Source organism: Alistipes sp. AF48-12 (assembly GCF_003477565.1).
Lineage (GTDB): Bacteria > Bacteroidota > Bacteroidia > Bacteroidales > Rikenellaceae > Alistipes_A > Alistipes_A hominis.
The window spans coordinates 71,318-95,558 of the sequence record NZ_QUDJ01000006.1 but is presented as its reverse complement, the minus strand read 5'-3'; the positions used below and the strand labels follow the sequence as shown (position 1 = coordinate 95,558).

The window sequence follows — 24,241 nt, the reverse complement described above, 5'->3', positions numbered from 1 at the left end:
AATTAAGGTTTCCTATGATCATTCGAAGTAAAGCGCCTCTGCGGTTGGGTTTAGCCGGCGGCGGCAGCGACGTATCGCCGTATAGCGATCTCTACGGAGGATTGATTCTTAACGCGACGATCAATCTTTATGCTCATTGTACGATCGAAGAGACGCAGAACGGCAAAATCGAGATTATTGCAACCGACATCGGGCAGGCGGCAATTTTCGAATCTTTGCCGGTACTTCCCGTCGACGGAACGCTGAACCTGCATAAGGGGGTCTATAACCGCATTGTGAAAGATTTCCGCGTTCCGGTGCCGTCGTGCCGTATCACTACTTATTCGGATGCGCCTCCCGGAAGCGGACTCGGTTCTTCGTCCACAATGGTAGTCGCCATTGTCAAAGCTTTTGTCGAGTGGCTCAATCTACCCCTGGGCGATTATGAAATAGCCCGGTTGGCCTATGAGATCGAACGGAAAGATCTTGCATTGAGCGGAGGAAAACAGGATCAATATGCTGCTACCTTCGGAGGTTTTAACTTTATGGAGTTTCTCAAAGACGACCACGTTATCGTGAATCCGTTACGCATCAAGAAATGGGTCGTCGATGAACTGGAAGCCAGTATATTGCTCTATTATACCGGAGCTTCCCGCAGTTCCGCGGAGATTATCGACGAACAGAAAAAAAACACGTCGCAAGGTAATAATCGGGCTGTCGAAGCCATGCACCGCATTAAACAAAATGCCATAAACATGAAGGAAGCATTGCTTAAGGGGGACATCTCTTCCTTCGCCAGAATCCTCGGACAAGGCTGGGAAGACAAAAAAGCAATGGCGTCGGCCATCAGTAATCCGGTCATCGAAGAGGCGATGGAGCGGGCCGTTCAAGCGGGAGCCATTACCGGTAAAGTCTCGGGCGCCGGCGGCGGCGGATTTATAATCTTTGCGGTGGAACCTACAAAAAGGTTGCAGGTGAAACGGGCATTGAATCAGCTCGATGGCAATATCGTCGAGTTTCAATTCAGCGAAGGGGGAACGCACGGGTGGAAAATTTTTCATTGATAAATAGCGGATTATGAATGTTGAACAGTGTATTGCGGATCAGATTCGGGCGTCGATATCGACCAAGCAGGCCATTTTATCGGACAAGGGGCTGATGCGGAACATTGCGGCCGCTGCCCAAATGATCGTGGATGCGTACGAACAAGGGAAAAAAACGCTCTTGGCCGGTAACGGCGGAAGCGCCGCCGATGCACAGCATATCGCAGGAGAGTTTGTCAGCAAATTCTATTTTGACCGGCCCGGTATTGCTTCCATTGCGTTGACGACCGACACGTCGATCATCACCGCCATCGGGAACGATTACGGCTACGATAAATTATTCTCCCGTCAAATACAAGCTCAGGGATCTGCCGGAGACGTGTTCATCGGCATTTCGACATCCGGAAATTCGGCAAATCTCGTGGAGGCTCTGCGCATGTGCGGGCAAAAAGGAATAAAAACGATAGGACTTACGGGATTTACGGGCGGCGAAATGGATTCGATGTGCGATTTATGTATAAAAGTGCCGTCCGGCGAGACTCCCCGGATACAGGAATCGCATATTCTTATCGGACATATCATCTGTTGCATCGTCGAAGAAAAACTTTTCGGCGACTTAAAGCCGAATCAATGATGCTTACCGCTTCGGTTGTCACATATCATACCTCGCTTCCGGAGGCGGGAGCCGTGCTGGATTGCGTCCTTCGTAGTTCTATCGATAAACTTTACATTATCGACAACTCCCGCAACGATGCCCTGCGCATTTTGGAAAAACGGTCTTCGAAAATCCGGTATATCCACAACGCCAATATCGGTTACGGCGGAGCTCACAATCTCGCTATCCGGGAAGCGATGGAACTCGGTGCGAAATACCACGTCGTTCTGAATCCGGACATTCGGTTTGCGCCGGAAACAATCGAATCCCTCGCCTGCTATATGGATGCTCACGAAGACGTGGGACAAATCATGCCCAAGGTTTTCTATCCGGACGGACGGTTGCAGTATCTTTGCAAACTGTTGCCCACCCCGGCCGATCTGATATTCCGCAGATTTTTGCCGACCGGTTGGGCTAAAAAGAGTCGGGAACGTTTCGAATTACGTTTCTCCGATTACGATAAAGAGAAGAATATTCCTTTTCTGTCCGGTTGTTTTATGTTCTTGCGCGTAGAAGCGCTCTGCAAAGTCGGGTTGTTCGATGAACGTTTTTTTATGTATGGCGAGGATATCGATTTGTCGCGCAGGATGCACCTTCAGTACCGTACGATGTATTACCCCGGAGCATCCATCGTGCATCTGCATGAAGCGGCTTCGTATAAAAACCGGAGAATGCTGCTCATTCACATACGTAATATAATCCGGTATTTCAACAAATGGGGGTGGTTTTTCGATGCCCAGCGTAGAAAGATCAATAGACGGTTGTTGAAAGATCTGAATTATAATCGCTGATATTATATCGGTTGACGGTACGTACCTTGTAATACCCGATTGCCGGAACTGTTTTCAGAACGTGCTATTCATAGCGAGGACGAACGGTTCGGTCGTTCTTTTCGGTGATACGGAAAGCGCTGGCATATTCGCTGCCGATGTCCTTGTCTTTTATCGCGATGCGGGCGTCGGCGGTGTAATCGGCTCGAAGCGAGGGGGCAGGAGGCGGTGCGATCGCTCTTACCGGCCTTGTCGTTGTTTATAGGTTGAATAACAAAAAATCGGATGGTTTCCATCCGGATTTTTTGTTGACATTGCCGGAGAAGCAAATGACTGGCGGAGCAGACCCTTCGACGGGGGAATAACGTATGCTGGCAGAAATAGCAATATCCCGCGTCTATCATGTGATTCCTCGGGAATGAGTGTCTGATAATTAGGGTTTGATGTCTGTATAACAGCAAGGGTAATAGTTGTTTAAAAGCCGTTCCTGATTTGGGACGGATAGGGTCGCAGGAAGGTTATGCGCCCCTGCTTTTTACCGTTTTTCCTTTCAGGGCCTAAAAAGAAAAAATCCTTACATATCATGGATACATAAGGATTTTTCTATCTTTTTCAGCCTCTTTATCAGAGCTTTAAGAGCGGAAAACGAAAACCGAACCTTCGGTTTCAATCCATTATGGATCAATATATTCAGGCTCTTTGTTTGTTCTCAGGTCACTTATAAGCAGTGCTGATCTTACAGCCTATTGTATTCCTTATGCTTGTACAAAAATAGCAAATAAATCGATTATACAAGCAAAACAATCATCAAAATCAACCGAATAAAGTTAATGGAATACATTTACAGAATTTGCGGTTTCTGTGGACGTATAATCATTTCGGGCACAAATACACTATTATTTATAAGATGTGTGATATCGTGAGTTATGTAGAATTTTATGGCATTGTCTCCACATGGATTTACGCGAAGCGCCAACGACAAGATCAAGCGAGATATGGATCATTTACGGAGCCGGATCGGCGACAAATTCCGTTTAGCGCAGTAAATCGATATATTTTCACTAAAATTATGTCATTTCCGGATTCAGGTTGGCTTGGATGAATCTTAACCCGGGTGGAAGTTGCCCCGGTTTTAATTCGGTTTGTTATCGTTGTCCCTGAAATTCGTTGCCTTTGCGAGCTTATCCCGTTCAAGGATTGACGGTACACCAGCAGACTTCTTCCGAATGCCGGACAAAGAGGTCCCTAAAAAATCAACCTGCCTCGGCGATAAGTCTGCAATCGGATTCCCTCTCCGGCCGGATGATTTAGGCCCGTCGCATCGACTCGGCTCCGGAAATCCTTATCGTCTGCCCCCTTTCTGAGCTCTCTCTCTGTGAACTCGCAAAAATGTCCAGCCATATCGGACCGAAGCGCCCGAATGTAAAGTCATGTCAGGACAAGTCGTCTTCCCTGACGTTACTTCACTGCAAGCGTAGCCGGCAGGGGCGCAAACGGGGCAGATTTGTCCATTCGGTGCAGACAGTTGTAGCCGTATATTCGTGCCAGCCTTTTTCCCGGGCACCGCGGGGTTTTCCCTATAAAAAACTCGATAAGGCCCTTTTCTCCTTGAAAAACGGTTTAACAAAATCACCAACGGGTTGCACATGCGCCCAGCAAAGTTAGGTTTTCGTTTAACGAAAACATTTCGGTTTAACGAGTTAAACCGAAACTCGAAATGCTTCGGTGTCGCATTTCTTAACAGACACGACCTTGAATCGGGAGCAGTGTGGATTTGTAGCCAACCAAAACTACGTGCGATTATCCAACGACGGCATATCTGTTAATCCGCCATCCGGACTACTCCAGACTTTTTAAGACTATTCGTGACACCGGGCAGGGAAACATCCCTCGGTTATGAATGAACGATACCTCACGGGAGAAGCAATATCTGCCTACCTGCATATCTCGCTCCGCACGTTGCAGAATTTGCGCGACAGTCGGCAGATACCTTTCACCGTTATCGGCGACCGAAACATCATCTATTCCGAATCCGGTATCCGCGAAACACTTCTCAACAATATGCGGCACATTGAGAAGCCATGCTAATGCAGGCAAAGTACTGACCATTAAATAGGCTAATATAACAAATTGAAAATATGAGCACCCCGGTAGGTCGGGGGATTGCGTTATGCTAATTAACCCTTATTTCTATCTGTATTCGGCCGGGCATATTGGGCGAAAGGCTCTCCTTCCGTTTTCTCAATCGCTGCTTCGTATACTGCCTCGACACTAACAAATTCTCTGCAGTGGCGGGATAACTCACCATCTATGCCGACGTCGAATCTCAGGCCGAATATCTGTGTCGTAGTCTGGAAATAGTTCGAGTTGGTTTTAACAGAGTCCTCAAAGTATTCCGTGAAGTTACGATACCGTACCGTAGGCCTTGTTTGCCCTATGGAAGATTGTCAGAAAGACGAGAGGGATTGTCTGCATTTGCAGACAGCCCCTCTCGTGCGGAAAGTTCGTCCTTCGTCAAAATGTCGGATCCGGCCGGAACTACGATTTGAGAATCGTTTCGAGCCAGCGGTCGATCCGATAGCAGTCGTATACCTCGGCAGGTATGTCCCGGTAGGGAGATGTCGTGAAGCCGGGCGGCACGACGGGATTCTGCCGGTCCACGATCAGAATATTGTTCGAGTCGTAGAAGTCGTATTCGGCGATATGTCCGTTCGTGGTTATGAGTTTTCTTTTGGCGCCCATCGTTTCGATGCACCGCATCGTGAGGCCCGTTTGCCGGGGATGCTGGATATCGATTACTGCCCGCGATTTGCGGTAGAGATCGAGCAAGCCGGCTTTCGGCAGCGGGGCGAAGCGGAAATCCCTGACCGACGTGCCGCGCAGGCTCTTGTTCTGCAGCTTCATTTTCCAGTACAGGATCCGGCTCTGGAAAAACATGTAGGCGAAGCAGCGTCCGCCGGCCCGCTCGATCTGCCCGGTCACGCGGCGCAGCAGCCCGTACCGGTCGCTGTGAACCGTGCCGACGAACATCAGATCGTAGCGGTAGTCAGGCTCCTGCCGGCCGATTTCCTCGTAATCTCTCAGGTAGAACAGCGGCAGGAAGCGGATGCCGAGCTTCTCGCAGTCGGGTTTGTCGAACGAGAAGGCCCGGTCGAACACGGGCAGGATACGCAGCGCGTTGCGGTTGTTGGCAATCGAGTCCCAATGGTAGATAATCAGCTTCGCCTCGGGATGCAGTTCTTTGATTTTATCGAGATTCTCGACGGAAATGGACTCGCCCTTGATGAAAAAGACGTAGTCGTACTTCCGGTTTTTGGTGCGCTCGATGATCCGGGCATGGTAGCGGTCGATGTAGCGGGCCAGCAGATTCCGGTTGATCCGGATTGCGGCTTTGATCGCGAACGAGTTGGCCGGGCGCTCGTCGAAATAGTCCACACGGGCTCCCATGCGCTCCATCTCCGCGCGGATTTCGTTCTGATAGCCGAACGCTTGCGCGGAGAAGAACAGAATGCTTTTGTTTTCTAAAAACATGATCGTTTATAACTAAAATGGTGCAATAGACGGTTTGCGCGCGGACGCGTTCCGGGAGTCGGTCCGTTTCTCCGGGAAAGGAAATTGCTTTAAGAAGACGAGTCGAAAATTGCTCCGTAGGCGTTACGAGGCGTATCGTTACCGTATCGTTTATGGTACGCCGCGGAATGGAGCCGGAAGGACGGCTTCGTATCGATCGGGACGACTCGTATCGCGGCCCCGACTCGCCGGTCGACAGGATTATGACCAGAAGGGCGGAGGGATTTCGATGCGCCGGAGAACTGCCCGGGACAAAGTCTGCCGCCGATGCGGGGCGGAGCAGAATCTTGCCGGGACGTCCGCCGCTTGTACGGGTAAGTCCGGATTCGTCGGGGGCGACGGGGACGGACTATTTGTACAATCCTTTTCGTTTCATTTCCTCGATCGAGTCTTCGTACCGGTCTGCCTGCACCTGCTGGCCGTCTACCCACCGGGCGAACCGCTCGATGCCGGCGTCGAACGACCAGCGGGGAGAGAATCCGAGCAGCCGCCGGGCTTTCGAGATATCGGCAAAATTGTGGCGGATGTCGCCCAGCCGGTAGTTCCCGCTGACCGTGAGAGGTGCCTCGGTGCCGTATTTGTCGATCAGCGTGCGCGCGACCGTCATGACGTCGGTCGCCACGCCCGTGCCGACATTGAATGCCTCGCCGTCGGCCGAGGTCTTTTCCAGACCGAGGATCGTCGCGTCGGCCACATCGTCGATATAGACGAAATCGCGCGTCTCGCGGCCGTCCTCGAAGATATTGATTCCGTTTCCGTTTTTAATCCGGGTCGAGAAGATGGACAGGATGCCCGTGTAAGGGTTCGACAGCGACTGGCCGGGTCCGTAGACGTTCTGATAGCGGAAGGCAACCGGGGCGATGCCAATCGCGGGACAGACGGTCATCACGAGCTGTTCCTGCACCTGCTTGGTGATGCCGTAGACGGACGTAGGGTGAATCGCCGAGTCTTCGGTCGTCCCGACCAGCCGTAGCGGCTTCGTGCAGCCGGGGTACTTGCACTCGAAGTCTCCCCGTCTCATGTCCTCGTCGGCGCGCGAGAGCGGATAGACGTATCCCATCTCCTCGCTCAGATAGCGTCCCTCGCCGTAGATCGCGCGCGATGCGGCGACAACAACCTTAGATACCGAATGCTTTGTATTCGTGAGTATATCCAGCATCAGCGAAGTTCCGCCGATGTTGACGGCAGTGTATTTCTCGATCTCGTACATCGATTGTCCGGTTCCGGTCTCGGCGGCCAAATGGATCACGGCATGCTGTCCGTCGAGGGCCCGCAGCCAGTCGTCCCGGTCGGTTACGCTGCCGCGCAGGAAGCGCACGCGGTCGCGGATGCTGCGGTATAACGGGGAGGTGTTTTGGGGGTACTTACCGTGAATCTGCGGCGACAGATTATCGAGCACGGTGACTTCGTATCCTTTGTCGGCGAGCTTGAGCGCGACGTGCGAGCCGATAAAGCCCGCGCCGCCCGTGATCAGAATGTTTTTCATGACGTATCCTTGATAAACAAATTTTATGAGACGAATTCTCCCCGAGGATCGGTCCTGTACCACCCCTTTCGTACCAGGTCGTACCGCTTGACGATCCGGGCCGGAGCGCCCACGATTACGCAGTAGTCCGGAAAGACGCCCCGGACGACCGAGTTGGCTCCGACGACCGATCCGCGTCCGATCCGCGTCCCGGGTAGAATGCATGCATTGTCGCCGATCCATGTCTTATCGCCGATAAAAACGGGTTCGATCTGATAAGAGCGTTCGAGTGGCGGGGTTTCCGGATCCGAATTGCCCTTCGAGGCGTCGTATTGGCCGTGACTGTTGTCGGATATGTAGATCTTGCTGGCCATCAGTACGTGATTGCCGATCTCGATTTTTTGCATGGCGCAAATATGTACGTGATCGTTCAGTTGTACGTTCTGCCCGAAACGGAGAACGCACGGTCCGTCGGAATAGGCTTCCAACCGGCATCCGACGCCGGTCGTCAACCCTATACCCGAGTCGATATATTTCTTCCCCCGCAGATCGAACGGGAAACGGATGAGCCGTGCCCGCCTCCAAATTATCTTGGTTCGCAGGAGCCAGCATAGCATTTGTAATTTTCGGAATGTCCCGTACTGATTGTGCGTGACAGCGAATTTATTCGAGCAGAATGTCGAAAAGCTCTTGATAGTTCTTGGCATAAGGTTCTTGTATCGGAATCCGACATACCGGTGTAAAGTCCTTGAAATCTCCTTCGATAGCATTTTGCATCAAAGAGGAGAGACGGTTAGGGTCGTCCGGAGTGAAAAAAGCAACCCGCGCGCAGCCTTCGGCAGCTTCGCGGGCATAATCCTTGTCGGCGAGAATCATCGGACGGGCATACCGGGCGAATTCCGAAATGGGTAACCCCCATGTCTCAAGCCGTGACGGGAAAAGCAGACAATCGGTCGCAGCGTAGTATTCGTTCATCTGTTTTTTGTCGAGCAGGCCCGTAAATTCGATATGTCGCACATGTTTGTATCGGTTGTAAACCCATGTAGAGTATTTCGATTCGGTCCCGTCTATAGTCAGAACGACTTTGAAATCCTTTGCTGTTCGACCATTAAGAATCTCTACCGCTTGGCAGACGACTTCGAAATTTTTGAAAGGTCTGCTTAGCGAAGGGAAGAAAAATGTCCGGCAAGGCCGGCATATCGGCGGTGCGGCGGAGAGATTCGTTTGCGAGCGGTTAACCGGTCTCGCTACGACGATTTTATCGGGGTCGATTCGGAACATCCGGCCGATCGATTCCTTGAACCAGTTTTGCTGGACGATGTAAAAATCGTTCTTACGGATGTTGATCCGATACAGATACTTATAAAACAGCGTGAAAAGAATGTATGTCTTGTCGAATTTCCAGTTACGGAGCCTGACCGAATTGAAAATGATCGGATTGTGCATGTATACCGCTCTTCGATGAGCCCGGACATTCGGAGTCGTGTCGTGCAATGAGAGCCACAGATACGGTTTGAGTCGATGCGAGAGCCGGCGGAAGTAAACGTATTCGTAGTACAACCTGTTGATCCAGTGTTTTTTGCTGCTCGGTAATTCGATGTAGCGGATATGCGGAAAATCGGCCAACTTTCGGTCGTGTACCAGTGCGATCACTTCATAGGTCGCAAGCAGGGGACTTGAGTTGAGATAACTGAGGCATTCCTGCAATATAGTCAGAGGCCCTCCGGATGTCAGGTTAACGGCCGATATGACGATCGTGCGAGAATTCATAGGCTCGATTTGTTTTATGAGTCCAATAGTACATAAAGAAGAAAAAGACGGTTCCGTTCAACGTATAATGTCCCCCTCGGAGCATGAATGAAACGATCAGGAAAACGATGCTCGAGTTGATGAGACTGTTGCGATTGTAATTTCTCCCGACGAAAAGAAAAAACAGCGATAGACCGATCAATCCCGTTTCCGAGTAGAGCCGGATCAAAAGCGAGTAACCGTCGTATTTGTTCAGTCCGTAAGACGGGTGATCCGACACGTATACTTTCTCGTAGTTGTACGGGTGATTTCCCAATCCGGTGCCGGTCAGTCGGTTAGGGGCATGATGCGCGACGTATAGGTTCATCAGGGTCGCGTACGAACTCAGATTGAGCATTTCGATATATTCGGGCTGCAACTGACGAATGCCGTCGAAACTGTCCCCGATTTTCGTTGTGATCTCGGAAAAAACGCTTTTCTCGTCGGAGTTGCCGGTATCGGTTCTGCCTACGAACAGCACCGTCAGCAGGAATACGGCCGGCCATAGGATTAACCGGACACGACGGCTGCTACGAAAGAGCAATTTATCGGCTAAGATCAAACCGGACACGACATATCCTATCGTACTGAATGTAAGAAACATGGCAAACAGGAGCAACAGCGTGTGTCGTTTGTTGCAGTTTTTAAAGGCCAGTATGTGGTAAGCAACGGCCGGTGTCAGCAGAGTGGCTAAGAGCCCTGTTTCCATGACAATTCCGTTGACACGTAAGAAAATTCCGCCGACTGTAGGCGAAGTCGTCCCGAGATCTTTGGCTGTGAATATCTGGAAGAGGTTGAATGAGAAAACCAGATAGACGAAAAACTGCAGGACGGCCAGCCCGCTCACAACGAGGGACAGTTTCAGATATTTCTGAAACAGTTCGGGAATATCGTTTCTGCTGTATTGGAAAAGGACATAATAGAACGAGCAGAAAAGAAACAGCATGATGTACTGATTGACGAACCGGTCTGCAGGATAGTGTATCCATGCGATCAGAACCAATTCGTAAAACAGTAAGAAAAGAAATGCGCACAGCAAATTCCTGCTCACAGGAAGTTTCCCATATGTTCTTGCCAGCAGAACGACACCGACCAGTAATGCCCCGAATTCGAGGACTGTCGGGAAAATCCGGGAAAGGAAAGCTGTCGGAAGGAATACGCCTGCCACAGTCAGCCATTGAATCGTCTGTCGCAGGTCGAATGTTAACGGTTTGAATGTCACGGCTTAGGTCCGACTCGGTTGATTTCGTCGAACAGGTTCTTACGCTGTCGGAATTTCTCTGTTTTCGCTTTGTTGCCAACGATACGGTAAAGTAACCAAGTTGCTTTTGTCAGTACTTGGTAATTAAAATCGACTATGCGAGCATAGCGTTGCGAACAGGTCTTGTGAAAATAGATTCTGCGTGAAATCAGAGCCCTGCGTTCCCGGTCTGCGCTATTTACGAAACTTTTCCCTTCGAGATGGATGATTTTGGCCTTGGGAACGCTAACGATCCGGTACGCGGCTTTCGCTATCCGTCGGCAAAGCTCGGTTTCTTCGTAATACATGAAAAAGTCCGGATCAAACGCACCTACGGAATCCAACACCTGACGAGGAATCATCAGGTCGGCGCCTACGATGAAACCGACTTCAATCGTATGTTCCGTATAGTTGAACAGTCCGTTTCGGCCGAAGCGCAATCGGGACAGCAAACGGTGCATTGCCTGATCCGTTTCGTCGAAAATCGAGGGACGGACACGGTTGAACGAAACGTTGGGCTGCATGTCGGCCGTATACAGATTGCCCCCGACAGCTCCCGTGTCGGGATGGCTGTCGAGATAGTCGCTCAGGATGCGGACGGCGTTGTTTACCAGAATCGTGTCGGGATTCAGGAACAGGATGTTCCGGCCCCGGGCGATCCGGAGCCCTTCATTGTTCGCCCGGCCGAAACCGACGTTCTCAGCAAGCGGCAGATACGTCACCCGGTTGCCGTAATGCTCGTGGACAACGCGTTCGGAGTCGTCCTGCGAGTGGTTGTCGACGACGATGATTTCGTAGACGATGTCTTCGGTTTTGTCGAGGATCGAATCGATCGCTGGCACGAGTAGCTGCGAGGTCTTGTAATTGACGATGATAACGGAAACATCCATATGATTGTACTTTCTGTTCGTGCCGGATGCGAGGGATGCCGGTCGGTATTCGGACTGCGGTCGTTCGCGCCGGCTTTCGGCCATGCTTGCCGAGCGAGCGGGAAACTCGTCGCGCCACCGATAGTTTCTATTTCGGATTTTCGGGACTTTGAAGTAACGCATCGAGTTCTCCGATCCGGTCGGCCAATTCGTGTCGGTCCAGTTCCCACCAGCGGCAGTTTTCCAGCGCGGTGATCTGCCGCTCGTCGAAACGCTTGCGGATCGTGCGGGCCGGATTGCCGGCGACAATTTCGTACGGGCCGACGTCTTTCGTGACGACACTGCCTGCTCCGATCACGGCTCCGTTACCAATCCGCGATACGCCGGGAAGGATGATCGCGTTCGCTCCAATCCAAACGTCGTGGCCGATTTCGAGAGGCGGCCTTTCCAGCATGTCCTTTTCGACATATCCCATGACGGGATTGTACAGAATCGGATGAGTGGTGAAACGTCCGGACGGGTGATTGGCCCTGAAAATTCGCACGCCGCTGGCGATCGAACAATAATTGCCGAATGATACATCTGGCGGAATGTTTTCCGTGTCGAAACAGCCACCGTAGGTTCCGTATCCGATTCGGATGCGGTGTACTTCGGCATACAGCTTTCGGACTTCGGACGAAAACGCAAGACCTCCGCCGCTACGGGCGATGATCCGAAGCAGTATTCGGTGTGCATGCCTGTTTTTCAGGCATCTATATAAAAAAGAAAACATGATTGCTATCTTCGGTAATAGCGATAGACAGTACCCAAGGCGGTTCGGAGACCTTTTCTTGTCGGGAAACGTGGAAGTCCGAGATGACGGATTTTCAGAAGACCTCCGGTGACTATCCATGCCGGAGCCAGTTTGTAGAAGGCGTTGCGCAGCCGTTGGTACTGATAAGGTTGCATCTGCTCCAGACCGCGTATGTCGAGCGGGCTCAGCGAGAGAATTCCGGCATCTCTTGCTTTTTCGGCGAGTTCCGCGCCCCGCGCGTTGCGGGCAAGCAGGAAACTCCGTCCCTCTTGCTCGGTAAAGTCCGGATATCCGTCTTTCGTATGCCATGCGTCTCCGACAACCAGGTCTGCGTATTGGCCGATGCCGTCCGGACAGATCTTGCACCGGAAACGGACGTCGCGTCCGAGCACTTGTCCCCAGCTTTCGTTATAGGAGCAGCGGAAAATTTTACCGTCTTCAAAGCTGACTTTGAAATCGCCCGGCCAGCCGTCGCCCCGGTATCTGAGCGAGACGACAGGAGTCGGATCGGCCGCCCGCGCGATTAATTTTCGGGTAGCGTTATAGCTCGGCATGCCGGCACAGACTAGCGAAATCCAGTATTCGATCCGGGACTTATGTTCTGGGTGGAACTTCGTATATTCGCGCAACGCCATGACGTCGCACGGTTTGCCGATGAACAGATACCGTTCCTCCGAACTGTTCAGCAGCTCGTCGATCCGGTCGAACATGAGGGCCGGAGCGTAACGTGACGAGGCACATGCGCGAACCTCCTCCTCCGTGCGAGACAATTTCAGACCGTTGTACAGATAATGTCCGTCACGGGTCCCTACTTGCAATACCCCGGTCGCCTGTTTCGTACGGAGCAGGTGGAGCGCCAACGCGGTGACGACTCCGCCCGACGAACCGGTCCGGCGGATATGCGGATCGCAGGCCCAGCCTTCGTATGCCGCTTTGACCGGACCGCAAAACGTCTCTCGCGTGTCGATGCAGTCGAGGCGGATGCCCGGACAGAGTTTTTTCAATTCGGTCTGTGTCGCTTTGGCGATTCGATTTTTGGAGGCCGGTTCGTAGAATCCGTTTTCCGCCAATCTCATGCGCACTCCGTCGCGCCGGGCGAGCGCCTCGCACAGCCCGCAACCCAAACACAGCGACGAGCCGACGATTTTCCGCAGTTTAAAACTCATTCCGCAGGTGTATTCCGATAACTTACCGATCATTCTTTCCTTTTCCGGTTCGACGATTTGCCGATCGATCTGCTCGATCCGTTTTTTCAGGTCGCTTCTTTTTCCGAAAGCGGCGAGCAGGCCGGCCGTGATTTCGTCCGAGTCCATAACCGTCAGGTCTCCCATTTCCGGATAGCCGAGCGTCTCGACGAACAGCCCGTTGAACTTGCGGCTGTAGGCTAACGGATAGACCGGAACGCCGGACGAGACGGCCGCGATGCACGCATGCATCCGCGCGCCGGCGAAAAAGTCCATGCCGGCGATGTAGGACTTGGCTTCGACGGGAGTCCGGAATGCCGGCGCGACAATGGCCCGGGGATACCGGGCCTGGAGTTCCCCGACGACGTGCGTGTCCTCGTCGACGAAGTCCGGTCGTCCGATCACATGGGAAATCAGATGCAGCTCCACGTCCTGACGGGACGAAAAGGCATCGAGTATGCCGAGCATTGTCCGGGAGTAATCCGACCGGAGGCCGAACTGGTTGTTCTGTGTGTAGCCGCCATGCCACAGCAGACCCGATATATTGATCCCTACTTTGGTCTTCTCTCCGTCGAACGCTGTCTTTTCGTAGGGCAGGAAAAATGCCGCGTCGATCGTTCTCTCGACGGGCTTTTGGGGCAGCAGTTCGCGGGCGCAGTCGAAGCTCATTCGGTCTCGGGCGAAAATCAGCCCGGCTGCGCTCATCGACCGGGCGGCTTTCCGACGGGCTTCCTCGCTGGCGTAAGGCCCGATCGTCTGCGGCAGCAGAATGTATTGCCTGCGCAGCCGTCGCGCCCACGATTTAGTGAAGTCCATATTCCGGAAGCGGGTGATGCCGTAAATGTCCGAATAACTGTCGCCGGCCCCGATGTCGGCGACCAGATCGTACCGCAGAAAATCGAGTGCGAACAGCGGCGTCCCGACCCGGAGCGGGTTGGCAAGACATCCCTTTGCGAATGCGGGAAGATCGCCGCCCAGAAACGGTCGTACGGTCTGGACTGGAATCCGTTCCCGTCCCGTGTCGAGCATGCCGCGACCGCAGCGGCTCGCTCCCCACAGCGTGTAGTCGAACCGGATGCCGGTCCGGTGCGATACCTCCTCGAACAGAATGATCGTCGAATAGGAGAGCGCCGCGACGCCCAGATTGCCGCAATAGGGATCGGCCCAGAGAATGCCGAGACGGAGATTTCGTTTATTGTTTTTCATCGTTCGAACGGGTGTGAAGAATTCGACCTATTTCGGGTAGGGATCGTTCGGGCAGGGATCGTTGTTCCCGTCTCCAGAAAAGGCAATACCATGGTCTCATCCATCGTCTCAGAGGCGAATGATTTTCAAGACTGAAAAAATCGTCTTGTTTCCCGAATAGCGGGAGAGTGCGATTCGCATATTTTTCCCGTTTGGCCGTAAAATCCGGTTCTTTGAGCGGTGCGGTATGGTACCACAGAAATCCGCCGTACAGCAGTTTGTGACTGAATATATATTTGAATCGTTTCAGCGACCGGTCCAAGGAAAATGATTCGATCAGGCAGTTGCCGTATTTTGCATGTTCGGATCGAATGGGCTGCGGTGTATAATAGGACATCGGAGATATTTTAAACAGTAAATGATCGTGTATCCCGTTGAATGAGGGAAACAGACCGTTGGCATAGCTGCCCGTCGGCAGCATCCATTTGCCCGAACGCTCGTACAGGTTGATTCCGGAAAAAGAGACCGGATATTTTTTATTCGCCGCTTTTTTCAGCGTATAGCGGCTGTATCGCGTCACCTGCTTGTCCGACGGAATGAGGAATCGGAACCTTCGTGAAAGCAGTTCGGGGAATACGTTCGTCAGGTCTGCGAAAAAATGAATCTGTCGGGCCGCCACATTTTCCGTGAAAGTTATCCGCTTTTTTTCGGTCGTGCGGAATGCGTCGCAGAACTCTTTCAGCTTGTCTGTGAAATAGATCTGGTCGGCGTCTATTTTCAAGGCGTATCGGTACGATGCTTTCGACAGCGTGTAGTTGTAATAGTTCGACAGCAGGTGGATCGATGTCTCGGGCAATGCGGACGCGTAGCGGAATTCTTCTTCTGTCAGATGATGCGACAGCACGACGGGACGATAAAAATACGTACGTATCTTATCGGGGTATTGCCGCCTTTTGCTTTCGATGATTCGGGGCGAGTCGTCGTCGCACGGCTGATAGACGATAACCAGTTCGTCGAGCGCTTCGATGCACGAGTCGATACAAAGAGCCAAAAACTCCGCATCGTTCTTAACTCTCAGCAGCCCTGTCACGCCGACGGGTCTCGGACGGGACAGGTACGATCGGTCGACGAAATATTCCGAGTTGTCGTAGTCGATGTCCCGGCAATATTCACACGTACATCTCATAGCTTGAAAATAAGAAATGACAAGTCAAACGGATTTAGCCGACAAGAGGCGGACACGGAAAATATGATGACGAAAAACGTTCCGGTGCAGAATCGGTTCATCCGATTGGGAATTCATTATTTATCGTTCAGCGTGCGCAGTAGGTTTCAAAGTCAGGCAACTTTTTCGGAAACTTCGACTTGTCGCTTTCGAAAAAGGCTGCGAAATAAGGTTTCATAACAGGTAGCAGACCGCGCTTGTCCAACGCAGGAAACGTGCTGTGCAGAAATTGTCTCCACGGAATCGTATGGCTTCGATAAAGTTGCTTGTTTTTAGTTCGTATCGATTCTCTCATCGCGGCGAGATGATACCATAAAAATCCGCCGTATAGCATACGTTGCGCTGGTTTGCGCATGATCTCGATGTAACTCGACGCGTAGCGATTGTCAGCTCCTGCATGAGGGAGTTCAAAAGGAACGAAATAGGTTTGAGGCGATATTTCGAAAAAAACGGTATCACCCACTCCGTTGAAAGGAGGCAATATGCCGTCTCGGTCTCCCAGACAAACGCTCCATTCGTTACCATCATGAAAAAGATTGATGCCCGAAACGGTCAACATCGGCTTTTCGTTGGACAACAGATGGAATACGTATCGTTCATAGGCCCGCACGATTTTTTTTGAAAGGTTGTGTATCCAGAACGCGGTGGGGAATAGTTTGGGGAAACGTGCCGAGAGCCGGTTATATGTTTGTAGCGCGTAGCTGGCGGCCGCGTCGGAGAACCGGCCGTGTTCTTTTTGTTCATTCCGGTACGCGTCGCAAATACACTGAAGTTTTTCGGGAAAATATATTTGATCGGCGTCGATTTTCACGGCGTATCGATACGACGCTTTCGAGAGCGTGTAGTTGTAATAGTTGGCGAGCAGATGGATTGAGTCGGACGGCAATTTCTTGGCGTATTCGAGTTCTTCGACGGAAAGATTGTGGGATAGAACCCGTGGCCGGTAAGAATACGCCCTGATCTTGTCCGGATATTGTCTGCGTTTGGTTTCAACGATCTGCTGGGTCCGGTCATCGCTCGGTTGGCATACGATGATTAGTTCATCAAGCGGTCCGATACATGAATCGATACATGCCGACAGAAAGTCTTCATCATTTTTTACCCGAAGCAGTCCGCTTACGCCTATTGGCCTTTCTTTACTCAGATTTGCGGTCAGATCAATGAAAAAGTCGGAACTGTCATAATCTGCGCCGCTGCAATATTCGCAGGTGCACTTCATTGGGCTGATTTTCTTTTTATCCAGTTTTTTGCTTTGTTTACTTCATGGAACCGGAACAATGTGGCTCCTCCGAGGTAACATATAAGGCCGGCGTCGTACATAAAATCAATTGAGCCCATGCGCTTGATACGATAATTTTGCAACTTAGCATGGCCAAGGCGGTTCCTGCAGAAAGCGAAATGACGGGTGTCAAATGACGAAGTTGCTGCATGTATCCGATAGGCATTACTTTTTTTACGTAATGGATCATCACCACCAAGTCGATCACTCCAGAGGCGACCATACCCCAGCAGATAGCGATCAACCCCCATGGCAGTGTCGTGACCAGAATGACGAACGCGATTGATTTGCCCCATAATTCCGATTTCAGTGCCAGACCGCTTCTCCCTTTTACATTGACCAGTTGCCAGTTCAGAGCCATAAGCGGGTAAGGAAGATAAGCTATGCAAAGAATCGAAAGGATTTTTACCGAATCTATCCACTTCTCGGTCAGCACGATCCGAATCAGCGGTTCCGCCAATATGCTCAGGCCGACCATTAGCGGAAATATAACGAGGCCGATGTGCGCAACGAGTCCAGAAACGATTGTTTTAGCGTTTCTTCGTCGTCCTGAATGGAACATTGGGCCGGATAAAGGGCGCGAGTGATGATGGAAGATATATTTACGGATGGAAACATCGCCAATGTCTGCGCCCTGTTGAAATACCCTACGTCCGAGGCGCTGAACTTTTTGCCGATGATCAGCGTGTAGACATTGCTGTAAAGAACGTGCAGTATGCCGACCGCCAACAGCTTCGATCCGAACGAAAAAAGCGAACGGAAAGAGGTCCATGAAAAAACCGGCCGCAACCTCCATCGGACGAAAGTCCATAACAATAGGGAGTTCAGAAAGTTGTTCGCAAGCGTCTGAACGACCAGCGCCCAAACTCCGTAGCCTTGCCATGCGAGCATGACACCGCACAGGCCGCTTGCCGTGACCGATACGAGCGACAACTTGGCCTGTGTCTTGAAGTCGAGTTCGATGGTGAGTTTCGCCCGCTGGACGATCGAGAAAGCCATCAGTACGACCGTCAGGCCGATCCAGCGGGTAACGGGCGTCAGCTTGGGCTCCGAATAGAAATCGGCTATCCACGGGGCGGCGGCATAAAGCGCCGCATACACTACAGCTGCAATAGCGAGGTTCGAGTAGAAAACCGTCGAGAAATCGACGTCGCTCCGATCCTTCTTCTGTACCAGCGCGTTCGAAAACCCGCTGTCGATAAATTGCTGCGCAACAGCCAGAAAAATGCCGAGCATGGCGATCAGACCGTAATCCGACGGCGAAATCAGCCGGGCAATGACGATGCTCAGCAGAAACTGTACGCCCTGTACGGAAAATCGTTCGACAGCGCTCCATATAATTCCGTTGGCGACTCGGTTCTGTTGCGGTTTCGTCATGAAGCAGCGTTACCTGTTTTGGTACATATCCTCGTAGTATTTTACATACTCTCCCGAGGTCACGTTGTCGATCCACTTTTGGTTGTCGAGGTACCAGCGGACGGTTTTTTCGATGCCTTCCTCGAATTGCAGCGAAGGTTCCCAGCCCAGTTCGCATTTGAGTTTCGAGGAGTCGATCGCGTAACGCAGGTCGTGTCCGGCTCTGTCTGTGACGTAGGTAATAAGTGCTTCGCCGGTACCTTCCGGCCTGCCCAGAAGGCGGTCGACGGTCTTGATGATTACACGGATCAGATCGATGTTCTTCCATTCGTTGAAGCCTCCGATGTTGTACGTTTCGGCGGTCTTCCCTTCGTGGAAGATCAGGTCGATCGCCCGAGCGTGGTCCTCGACATACAGCCAGTCGCGTACGTTCTCTCCCCTGCCGTACACGGGCAGGAGCCTGTTGTGCCGGATGTTGTTTATGAACAACGGGATCAGTTTCTCTGGAAACTGGTTGGGTCCGTAATTGTTCGAGCAGTTGGTGACGATCGTGGGCATCCCGTAGGTGTCGTGGTAAGCCCTCACGAAATGGTCCGAGGAAGCCTTGCTGGCCGAGTAGGGGCTGTGCGGGGCGTATTTGGTCGTTTCGGTGAAGAAGCCGTCCCCGTAGGGTACTCCCCCGCATTCGTTGCCGTTGGGGTCTCTGTCGGGTTTCGTGAGTTCCAGGGCCCCGTACACCTCGTCGGTGGATATGTGGTAGAACCGTTTCCCCTCGTAGTTTCCGTTCCAGTACTCTTTGGCCGCCTGAAGCAGCGAAAGCGTTCCCATCACGTTGGTCCCGGCGAACGTGAACGGGTCTTTGATCGACCGGTCCACATGGCTTTCGGCGGCGAGGTGGATCACTCCGTCGATGTCGTAGTTGCGGAATACCTCCCGCATCTTTTCGTAATCGCAGATGTCCGCTTTGACGAACGTGTAGTTCGGCGCACGCTCGATGTCCGAGATGTTGGCCAGATTGCCCGCATAGGTCAGTTTGTCGAGGTTGACGATGCGGTAGCCGGGGTATTTGTTTACGAACAGGCGGACCACGTGGCTTCCGATGAAGCCGGCACCGCCGGTAATCAGGATGTTGTGGCTCATAAGTAGAATAAATAATCGATTCGACCGTTGTTGCGATCTATAATATAGATCTTGCTTAGAGAAGTCGGATTGCCGGCCAGCAAGCATCGTTCGGGAGGCGATACATAGTTTTTGTTTCCGCAATGCAACGATTCGGCATTCTCATTTCTTAGAGCGCGTGCTTTTTATGGCGAATCAATTCTTGTTACAGATTTGAGGTTCGTGTTTATTGTGTTTGGTAGATTGAATGTGGCATGTGTACGCCCGCATACTTTGTCATAAGGCTCTACTTAAATTTTACAGCACAAGCCGACCAATTATCATCCCCAGGCTATGACGGAACGGGCAAATCATTCGCTCTCCGAACAACCGATTTTCCGCGATATCTCGTGGACGAGCAATGCCGTTCGTGAAATGAGCAAAGTATCTCGTTACGCGAATTCTTCTATTTTTTCGCCACGCCATCGTTTGTACGCCTCGGGCGCGAGTACCGGAACCGTCAGCACTTTATGATCCGGATCAACGGTCCGCAGTATATGTCTCCGAGAGTAGGCCCGCAGCTCGCCGTCCGCAATAGATGCCATGACGACGGGGAAAGGATAAGTCGCGAAATGGAAAATCGCGGTTTCGTTTCGGGGAAACAACCGGCATAGCTGGTAGGCGGATCGTTCGAAAGCCGCCCAGTACCCGCCTGTGCCATACAAGTGGATGAATCGCTCGTTACTTTGTTCCCGAGCGAGCACTTCCGTTCGGTGAGCTGCCAGGAAGGCCATCAGACGTACTCCCGATGGTTCGGCTTCGGTATTTCGTTGCGGTCTTCCTGCCATGATTTCTGCGTTTTCCATAGGTTGTCGCATACTGGCTTCCCAGACTTAAAGTGATGTTTCGATCGAGTCCGGCTACCGGTTTATTCCGTATCTGTTTTCTATACAAGTCCGAGAACTATACCTGAAGCAGGGACTCGGAAAATTAAGTGTATAAGAGCGTAGCATTCAGTGTCCCAGCCAGCGGTCGTAATCGTCCAGCCAGCGGATCAGGCGCGCCTTGTTTTTCTTGGGAGATTCTTCCTTTTTCCATCGGTCGACGATCTCGTGGGCCCGTTCGTGATCGAGACTGTTGTCCGTGCATCCGTACAATATGACGAGCAAATTCGCACGAGCCTGTTCTGCCTTGACGAGCGGAAGCAGGTGTCGGATCGTCCCGATCTGTTTTTCGCACTCTTTCCTATCCCCGAGCAGCGTGTAGGCCGGAAGCAGCATGGAGTAGAGTTTGCTGCGCAATACATCGCTGTCCACTTGCAGTTGACCGTATTGTTTGATTGTTTCGGCCGCCAAGGCGCGATCTTCGTCCGTCGCGCCTCCCGGGGAGAGGTAACGTCCCACGGCTTCATGCAGTTCGGATAGCAACCGGTCGTTATCCAGCCGGGTATATACGTGTTTCCCGCTCTCATGCAGAGCGATGATTTCGTACTCTCCCGGACGGACATGCAGCAACGGAACCCACATCCAGTTCTCTACGCATACGACAACCTCTTTGCGTCCTGCACCTGGCTGAATCATCACGCGCGCCTCTGCCCCCTTGAATCTCCCTGCAATAATACGGATGCGGTCGCCTTTGGCGAGTCTCTCCGTTTCGGGCATATAGACAGGAAGCTCGTCGGAGTAGGAGCGTGCAATCCATTGCAGGTTGCGCATTGCCTCGTCGGATAGGTAAGGATAGTAGCCGTGTAACCCTTCCCGTACTCGCGGCAGGAAGTTGTATTGAGGCAATTCCTGCTTCATCCGATATATCTCGCTTTCCGACGAACGAATGAAAACATAGTTGTAAAGTAACGGACGGCGGGTATTGACGAAATGTCCGTCCTCGTTCTTCACTTCTACATACGAGGGGGCGAAGAATTCGAACCTCGGCTCTCCGCAACGGATGCGACGATCCAACTCCTTTTGCAGACCGACGGCCGGCCCCCGATGACAAGAAGGAAGCGTCAGCACGTACCACCTTACAGCTTGACTGTTTCTTTTGCTTTTGAATTGCTCCGCTAAGATGGGAGGATAGTCCCTAACATTTTCTTCCGGAGATCCATATCTGCTTCCCAAGAAACGATTGTTTTTTTCAGTTATAGACATTTCTATGCCATACCACTGCTATTATATAAAGCATTGGATAATAATGCATTACGTGTAATAAAGGAGATAAACCTGAAAATTTCAATTCCTCCCTTTATTTCCGTCCTGTTCCATACAAGTCCGAATTATTTTATGCGAACAATTTTTATACGCACAACCTAATCAGACAATTATGATGGTCGTCTCTACACAAGAAACCATACAAATGTATATTAATAAATGTTAACAGCCAAATTACCGGATAAATTTTAAAGTTAAGAACTCCTTTTGTATAAATATAACATACTGATAAATAGAAATATAATAGTCCATTACCCGATTATTTACGTCAGAGTATAATTATTCATCATTCAGTTTCTGCATTCCTTGAAATATCTGAGTTTTCGTTTTCAAATAATGACATAGCCAAACACATCATAAAATATGTGCGTTCATTATCAATCATTTAACAGCTTGTATGGTTTCTTGTGTAGAGACACATTTAGTCAGAATAGTTGTAATTCTTTGATTAGCAGTGTCGATCTTCTGAATTTTCCAACGCAGCCATATAGATTTGAGTCGTTCGCCCGGAAGCGTGGCCCATTCCGGCATTAATGACTGCCGCCGACAGCCTGTTTTCGGGAGCGATTTGCATGTGTGTAGCAATCCGACGTATTTTTCGACGATGGGTGCTGATAGTAGATCGTGCCGGCTTTACCTTGTGCGCCGGAATTACGCCATTTCACTTTGATGGTTGTCAGGGTTTGATTTCTTAAGATTCCACCCGAAATTTCGGATACGATACATAAACGAAGTCGATGACTATCGGAATGAAAAGTTCATTTCAACTTTTCAGTTTAGACAAGTTGCAATAACGGATTTTTATAGATGAACCAATATATTTATTTCCGGGAGTGAAGAAAGCCCATACGATATTAACATCATTGAAAATGATAGTGCAAAGTGAACAATCGGAATAAATAACAGAAGAGTTGGAGCTATTCATAGTGATGTGATGACGGCTGCCGCTGCTGATTCGGCCATCATGTAATTTAATAGCCGTGTTCCCCGTAGAAGGTTGGTGGAAATTAAGAAGTAATTTGCTATTTTATATTAGCGGGGACAGTTTGAGAACTGTCCCCGCTTTCGGAAATTACCGGTACTCGGCCGGTCTGAGGTTTCGGATCAATACTTTCCTTATCCCCGCTTCGGGATAGAGGAATACCCTGTCGCTGACAGCCGTGTAGGGGATCTGCCGGGTATCGCGCAGAGTTTGGAGCGTCCGGGGCGAGATATGCAGGTAGTCGCATACGTCGCGTCCGGTCAGGTAGCGTTCCTCCCGGATCGGCGGCACGTAGTTCTCCGCCGCCCGGCACAGGGCCCGTTCGATCTGTCCGAGCCTGACGAAAGCCTGTTTGACCTCGCCGCTTTCGGGAGTCAGATAATCCATCGACATGCCTTATCTCCTTTCAGGTTCGGTTCTCGATTCGAGAAACGCCGCGACATCGCTTTCCCGGTAGAAATACTTTCCTCCTACGCTGGAGAACGGGATCAGTCCCCTTTCCCGGTAGGATTGCAGCGTCCGCTTGCTGACTCCCAGCGCAAGACATACGTCCTGCGAGTCGATTCAACTGCTGTCCGTCCTCGGCTCGTACCGGTGTTCCAGCAGCCGGGCCCGTTCGGCCAGCGTTTCCAATCTTCCGACGAAGGCCTGCCAGACCTTTTCGTCGATACAGAGAACTGCCATAGGCTTTGAAAATTTTAAGTGAGTAAATCGGATAAATGATAACAGGCGTGCACTCCTGCCGTAAAAGTAAGTACGGAGGACGCAGGTTGTACCCCATGTCCGTTCCAGGCCATGTATGGCCGTCCGCCGTGCAAGATACGTCGTTCCGGCCGGGAAAAACGCTCTTTTGACGCCCGAGCGGGCCCAAGTCGCATGGCATCGTCGTTTCTGCCGGCATCGGCCGTCCGTTTCCCGCAACGTTTTGCGGGGCAAAAGAAAAACCGGGGCGGGAATCGTTGCCGCCCGTCCCGCACTCGCCGTCCCCCGCGCCTGCCGACACATTCCGGCAGGGCTTCGGGGTTCGCTTCGGCGTACTGCGTTCGGGGCTGCTGCCCCGGCATCGTCCGTTCTCGAAAACAAAGGTTGTAATTACCGCCTTTCTGATTGCAGACTGAGATAAAACAGGTTTCCGTTCCATAAATTATGATCGGTTAAAAGAATGCCGTTTCTTTCTCCGGCAGTGCAATCCATACCGGACATACCGTCGATCGTATCACAGCCATCCGTGCCGGAAACAGCAGATATGCGAATGATACCATCCATACCGGATACGCCGTTTATGCCGGAGGTGCTGTTGCTGCCATCCATAGCATCTATGCCACCCATACCATATCCGGCATAGACGCCTTCGGTGCCATGTATTCCATGACCGCACTGCATACCATGCACACCATGAATACCATGCATGCCATGACTGGCAGTTATGGCATGCATGCCATGCTCGAAGAAAACGGAAATCCCGAAAGGTGCTTCGCAGGGGCCGTTGCAGGCCGTCTATGGCCGGATCGGAATCCTTGTTTGGTTCCGATAATCTGCCTAACATTGCATGG

General features: G+C 51.5%; 20 protein-coding genes and 1 pseudogene. 4 read left to right on the top strand and 17 right to left on the bottom strand.

Annotation, left to right across the window (positions count from 1 at the left end):
• The first annotated feature begins 14 nt into the window (after positions 1–14).
• The 4 genes from DW082_RS05270 (at position 15) to DW082_RS05255 (ending at position 4,535) form a co-directional block, all read left to right on the top strand.
• Entirely contained in the window at positions 15–1,043 is a 1,029-nt protein-coding gene (locus DW082_RS05270) for a dehydrogenase (protein WP_118457699.1), read from the top strand.
• Positions 1,044–1,056: 13 nt separating this feature from the next.
• On the top strand, positions 1,057–1,656 hold the full coding sequence (locus tag DW082_RS05265) for an SIS domain-containing protein (protein WP_101571405.1): 600 nt from the start codon (positions 1,057–1,059) through the stop codon (positions 1,654–1,656).
• A complete protein-coding gene (locus DW082_RS05260; protein WP_101571641.1) occupies positions 1,656–2,468 on the top strand; it encodes a glycosyltransferase family 2 protein in 813 nt (270 codons plus the stop codon). Before DW082_RS05265 ends, DW082_RS05260 begins: the two co-directional genes overlap by 1 nt.
• A 1,875-nt stretch (positions 2,469–4,343) precedes the next feature.
• The gene (locus DW082_RS05255; protein WP_180951512.1) at positions 4,344–4,535 is read left to right on the top strand and encodes a helix-turn-helix domain-containing protein; all 192 of its coding nucleotides are present in this window, start codon (positions 4,344–4,346) and stop codon (positions 4,533–4,535) included.
• Between the two features lie 450 nt (positions 4,536–4,985).
• Here DW082_RS05255 and DW082_RS05250 read toward each other — a convergent pair whose 3' ends face one another.
• The 17 genes and pseudogenes from DW082_RS05250 to DW082_RS05170 all read right to left on the bottom strand — a co-directional run bounded on the left by DW082_RS05250 (position 4,986) and on the right by DW082_RS05170 (position 24,098).
• The gene (locus DW082_RS05250) at positions 4,986–5,978 is read right to left on the bottom strand and encodes a lipopolysaccharide biosynthesis protein (protein ID WP_118457697.1); all 993 of its coding nucleotides are present in this window, start codon (positions 5,976–5,978) and stop codon (positions 4,986–4,988) included.
• A gap of 388 nt (positions 5,979–6,366) precedes the next feature.
• Positions 6,367–7,503: an NAD-dependent epimerase/dehydratase family protein gene (locus DW082_RS05245; RefSeq protein ID WP_118457695.1), complete on the bottom strand. Its 1,137-nt coding sequence runs from the start codon at positions 7,501–7,503 to the stop codon at positions 6,367–6,369.
• Positions 7,504–7,526: 23 nt separating this feature from the next.
• Entirely contained in the window at positions 7,527–8,099 is a 573-nt protein-coding gene (locus DW082_RS05240) for a DapH/DapD/GlmU-related protein (RefSeq protein ID WP_118457693.1), read from the bottom strand.
• Positions 8,100–8,145: 46 nt separating this feature from the next.
• Entirely contained in the window at positions 8,146–9,252 is a 1,107-nt protein-coding gene (locus tag DW082_RS05235; protein WP_118457692.1) for a glycosyltransferase, read from the bottom strand.
• The gene (locus DW082_RS05230) at positions 9,218–10,321 is read right to left on the bottom strand and encodes a hypothetical protein (protein ID WP_147386969.1); all 1,104 of its coding nucleotides are present in this window, start codon (positions 10,319–10,321) and stop codon (positions 9,218–9,220) included. The genes DW082_RS05235 and DW082_RS05230 overlap by 35 nt, the downstream gene beginning before the upstream one ends.
• 167 nt (positions 10,322–10,488) lie before the next feature.
• Positions 10,489–11,400, bottom strand: coding sequence for a glycosyltransferase family 2 protein (locus DW082_RS05225; RefSeq protein WP_182424095.1), 912 nt, complete (start codon positions 11,398–11,400; stop codon positions 10,489–10,491).
• A gap of 127 nt (positions 11,401–11,527) precedes the next feature.
• A complete protein-coding gene (locus DW082_RS15435; RefSeq protein ID WP_118457686.1) occupies positions 11,528–12,151 on the bottom strand; it encodes a CatB-related O-acetyltransferase in 624 nt (207 codons plus the stop codon).
• Between the two features lie 5 nt (positions 12,152–12,156).
• Complete coding sequence (locus DW082_RS05215; RefSeq protein WP_118457684.1) at positions 12,157–14,562, bottom strand: Coenzyme F420 hydrogenase/dehydrogenase, beta subunit C-terminal domain; 2,406 nt, start codon at positions 14,560–14,562, stop codon at positions 12,157–12,159.
• The gene (locus DW082_RS05210) at positions 14,549–15,727 is read right to left on the bottom strand and encodes a glycosyltransferase family A protein (protein WP_118457682.1); all 1,179 of its coding nucleotides are present in this window, start codon (positions 15,725–15,727) and stop codon (positions 14,549–14,551) included. Before DW082_RS05210 ends, DW082_RS05215 begins: the two co-directional genes overlap by 14 nt.
• A gap of 127 nt (positions 15,728–15,854) precedes the next feature.
• Positions 15,855–16,985, bottom strand: coding sequence for a glycosyltransferase family A protein (locus DW082_RS05205; RefSeq protein WP_118457680.1), 1,131 nt, complete (start codon positions 16,983–16,985; stop codon positions 15,855–15,857).
• 37 nt (positions 16,986–17,022) lie between these two features.
• Positions 17,023–18,422 (bottom strand): annotated as a pseudogene (locus DW082_RS05200) (lipopolysaccharide biosynthesis protein).
• Positions 18,423–18,431: 9 nt separating this feature from the next.
• Positions 18,432–19,541, bottom strand: a complete 1,110-nt coding sequence (gene rfbB, locus DW082_RS05195; RefSeq protein WP_118457678.1) for a dTDP-glucose 4,6-dehydratase — start codon at positions 19,539–19,541, stop codon at positions 18,432–18,434.
• A 410-nt stretch (positions 19,542–19,951) separates the two neighbouring features.
• Positions 19,952–20,347 (bottom strand): hypothetical protein, encoded by a 396-nt coding sequence (locus DW082_RS05190; protein WP_101571639.1) that lies wholly within the window; start codon positions 20,345–20,347, stop codon positions 19,952–19,954.
• Positions 20,348–20,512: 165 nt separating this feature from the next.
• Positions 20,513–21,565 (bottom strand): transcriptional regulator, encoded by a 1,053-nt coding sequence (locus tag DW082_RS05185; RefSeq protein WP_118457756.1) that lies wholly within the window; start codon positions 21,563–21,565, stop codon positions 20,513–20,515.
• Positions 21,566–22,778: 1,213 nt separating this feature from the next.
• Complete coding sequence (locus DW082_RS05180) at positions 22,779–23,081, bottom strand: helix-turn-helix domain-containing protein (RefSeq protein WP_118457676.1); 303 nt, start codon at positions 23,079–23,081, stop codon at positions 22,779–22,781.
• Between the two features lie 3 nt (positions 23,082–23,084).
• On the bottom strand, positions 23,085–23,252 hold the full coding sequence (locus DW082_RS05175) for a helix-turn-helix domain-containing protein (RefSeq protein WP_118457754.1): 168 nt from the start codon (positions 23,250–23,252) through the stop codon (positions 23,085–23,087).
• 528 nt (positions 23,253–23,780) lie between these two features.
• Entirely contained in the window at positions 23,781–24,098 is a 318-nt protein-coding gene (locus DW082_RS05170; protein WP_147386968.1) for a hypothetical protein, read from the bottom strand.
• Positions 24,099–24,241: the final 143 nt, after the last annotated feature.

Bases quoted from the DNA above. Each gene is read 5' to 3' on its own strand.
- DW082_RS05270 (WP_118457699.1), top strand. From the start codon at position 15: ATGATCATTCGAAGTAAAGCGCCTCTGCGGTTGGGTTTAGCCGGCGGC.
- DW082_RS05265 (WP_101571405.1), top strand. From the start codon at position 1,057: ATGAATGTTGAACAGTGTATTGCGGATCAGATTCGGGCGTCGATATCG.
- DW082_RS05260 (WP_101571641.1), top strand. From the start codon at position 1,656: ATGCTTACCGCTTCGGTTGTCACATATCATACCTCGCTTCCGGAGGCG.
- DW082_RS05255 (WP_180951512.1), top strand. From the start codon at position 4,344: ATGAATGAACGATACCTCACGGGAGAAGCAATATCTGCCTACCTGCAT.
- DW082_RS05250 (WP_118457697.1), bottom strand. From the start codon at position 5,978: ATGTTTTTAGAAAACAAAAGCATTCTGTTCTTCTCCGCGCAAGCGTTC.
- DW082_RS05245 (WP_118457695.1), bottom strand. From the start codon at position 7,503: ATGAAAAACATTCTGATCACGGGCGGCGCGGGCTTTATCGGCTCGCAC.
- DW082_RS05240 (WP_118457693.1), bottom strand. From the start codon at position 8,099: ATGCTATGCTGGCTCCTGCGAACCAAGATAATTTGGAGGCGGGCACGG.
- DW082_RS05235 (WP_118457692.1), bottom strand. From the start codon at position 9,252: ATGAATTCTCGCACGATCGTCATATCGGCCGTTAACCTGACATCCGGA.
- DW082_RS05225 (WP_182424095.1), bottom strand. From the start codon at position 11,400: ATGGATGTTTCCGTTATCATCGTCAATTACAAGACCTCGCAGCTACTC.
- DW082_RS15435 (WP_118457686.1), bottom strand. From the start codon at position 12,151: ATGTTTTCTTTTTTATATAGATGCCTGAAAAACAGGCATGCACACCGA.
- DW082_RS05215 (WP_118457684.1), bottom strand. From the start codon at position 14,562: ATGAAAAACAATAAACGAAATCTCCGTCTCGGCATTCTCTGGGCCGAT.
- DW082_RS05210 (WP_118457682.1), bottom strand. From the start codon at position 15,727: ATGAGATGTACGTGTGAATATTGCCGGGACATCGACTACGACAACTCG.
- DW082_RS05205 (WP_118457680.1), bottom strand. From the start codon at position 16,985: ATGAAGTGCACCTGCGAATATTGCAGCGGCGCAGATTATGACAGTTCC.
- rfbB (WP_118457678.1), bottom strand. From the start codon at position 19,541: ATGAGCCACAACATCCTGATTACCGGCGGTGCCGGCTTCATCGGAAGC.
- DW082_RS05190 (WP_101571639.1), bottom strand. From the start codon at position 20,347: ATGGCAGGAAGACCGCAACGAAATACCGAAGCCGAACCATCGGGAGTA.
- DW082_RS05180 (WP_118457676.1), bottom strand. From the start codon at position 23,081: ATGTCGATGGATTATCTGACTCCCGAAAGCGGCGAGGTCAAACAGGCT.
- DW082_RS05170 (WP_147386968.1), bottom strand. From the start codon at position 24,098: ATGCATGGTATTCATGGTGTGCATGGTATGCAGTGCGGTCATGGAATA.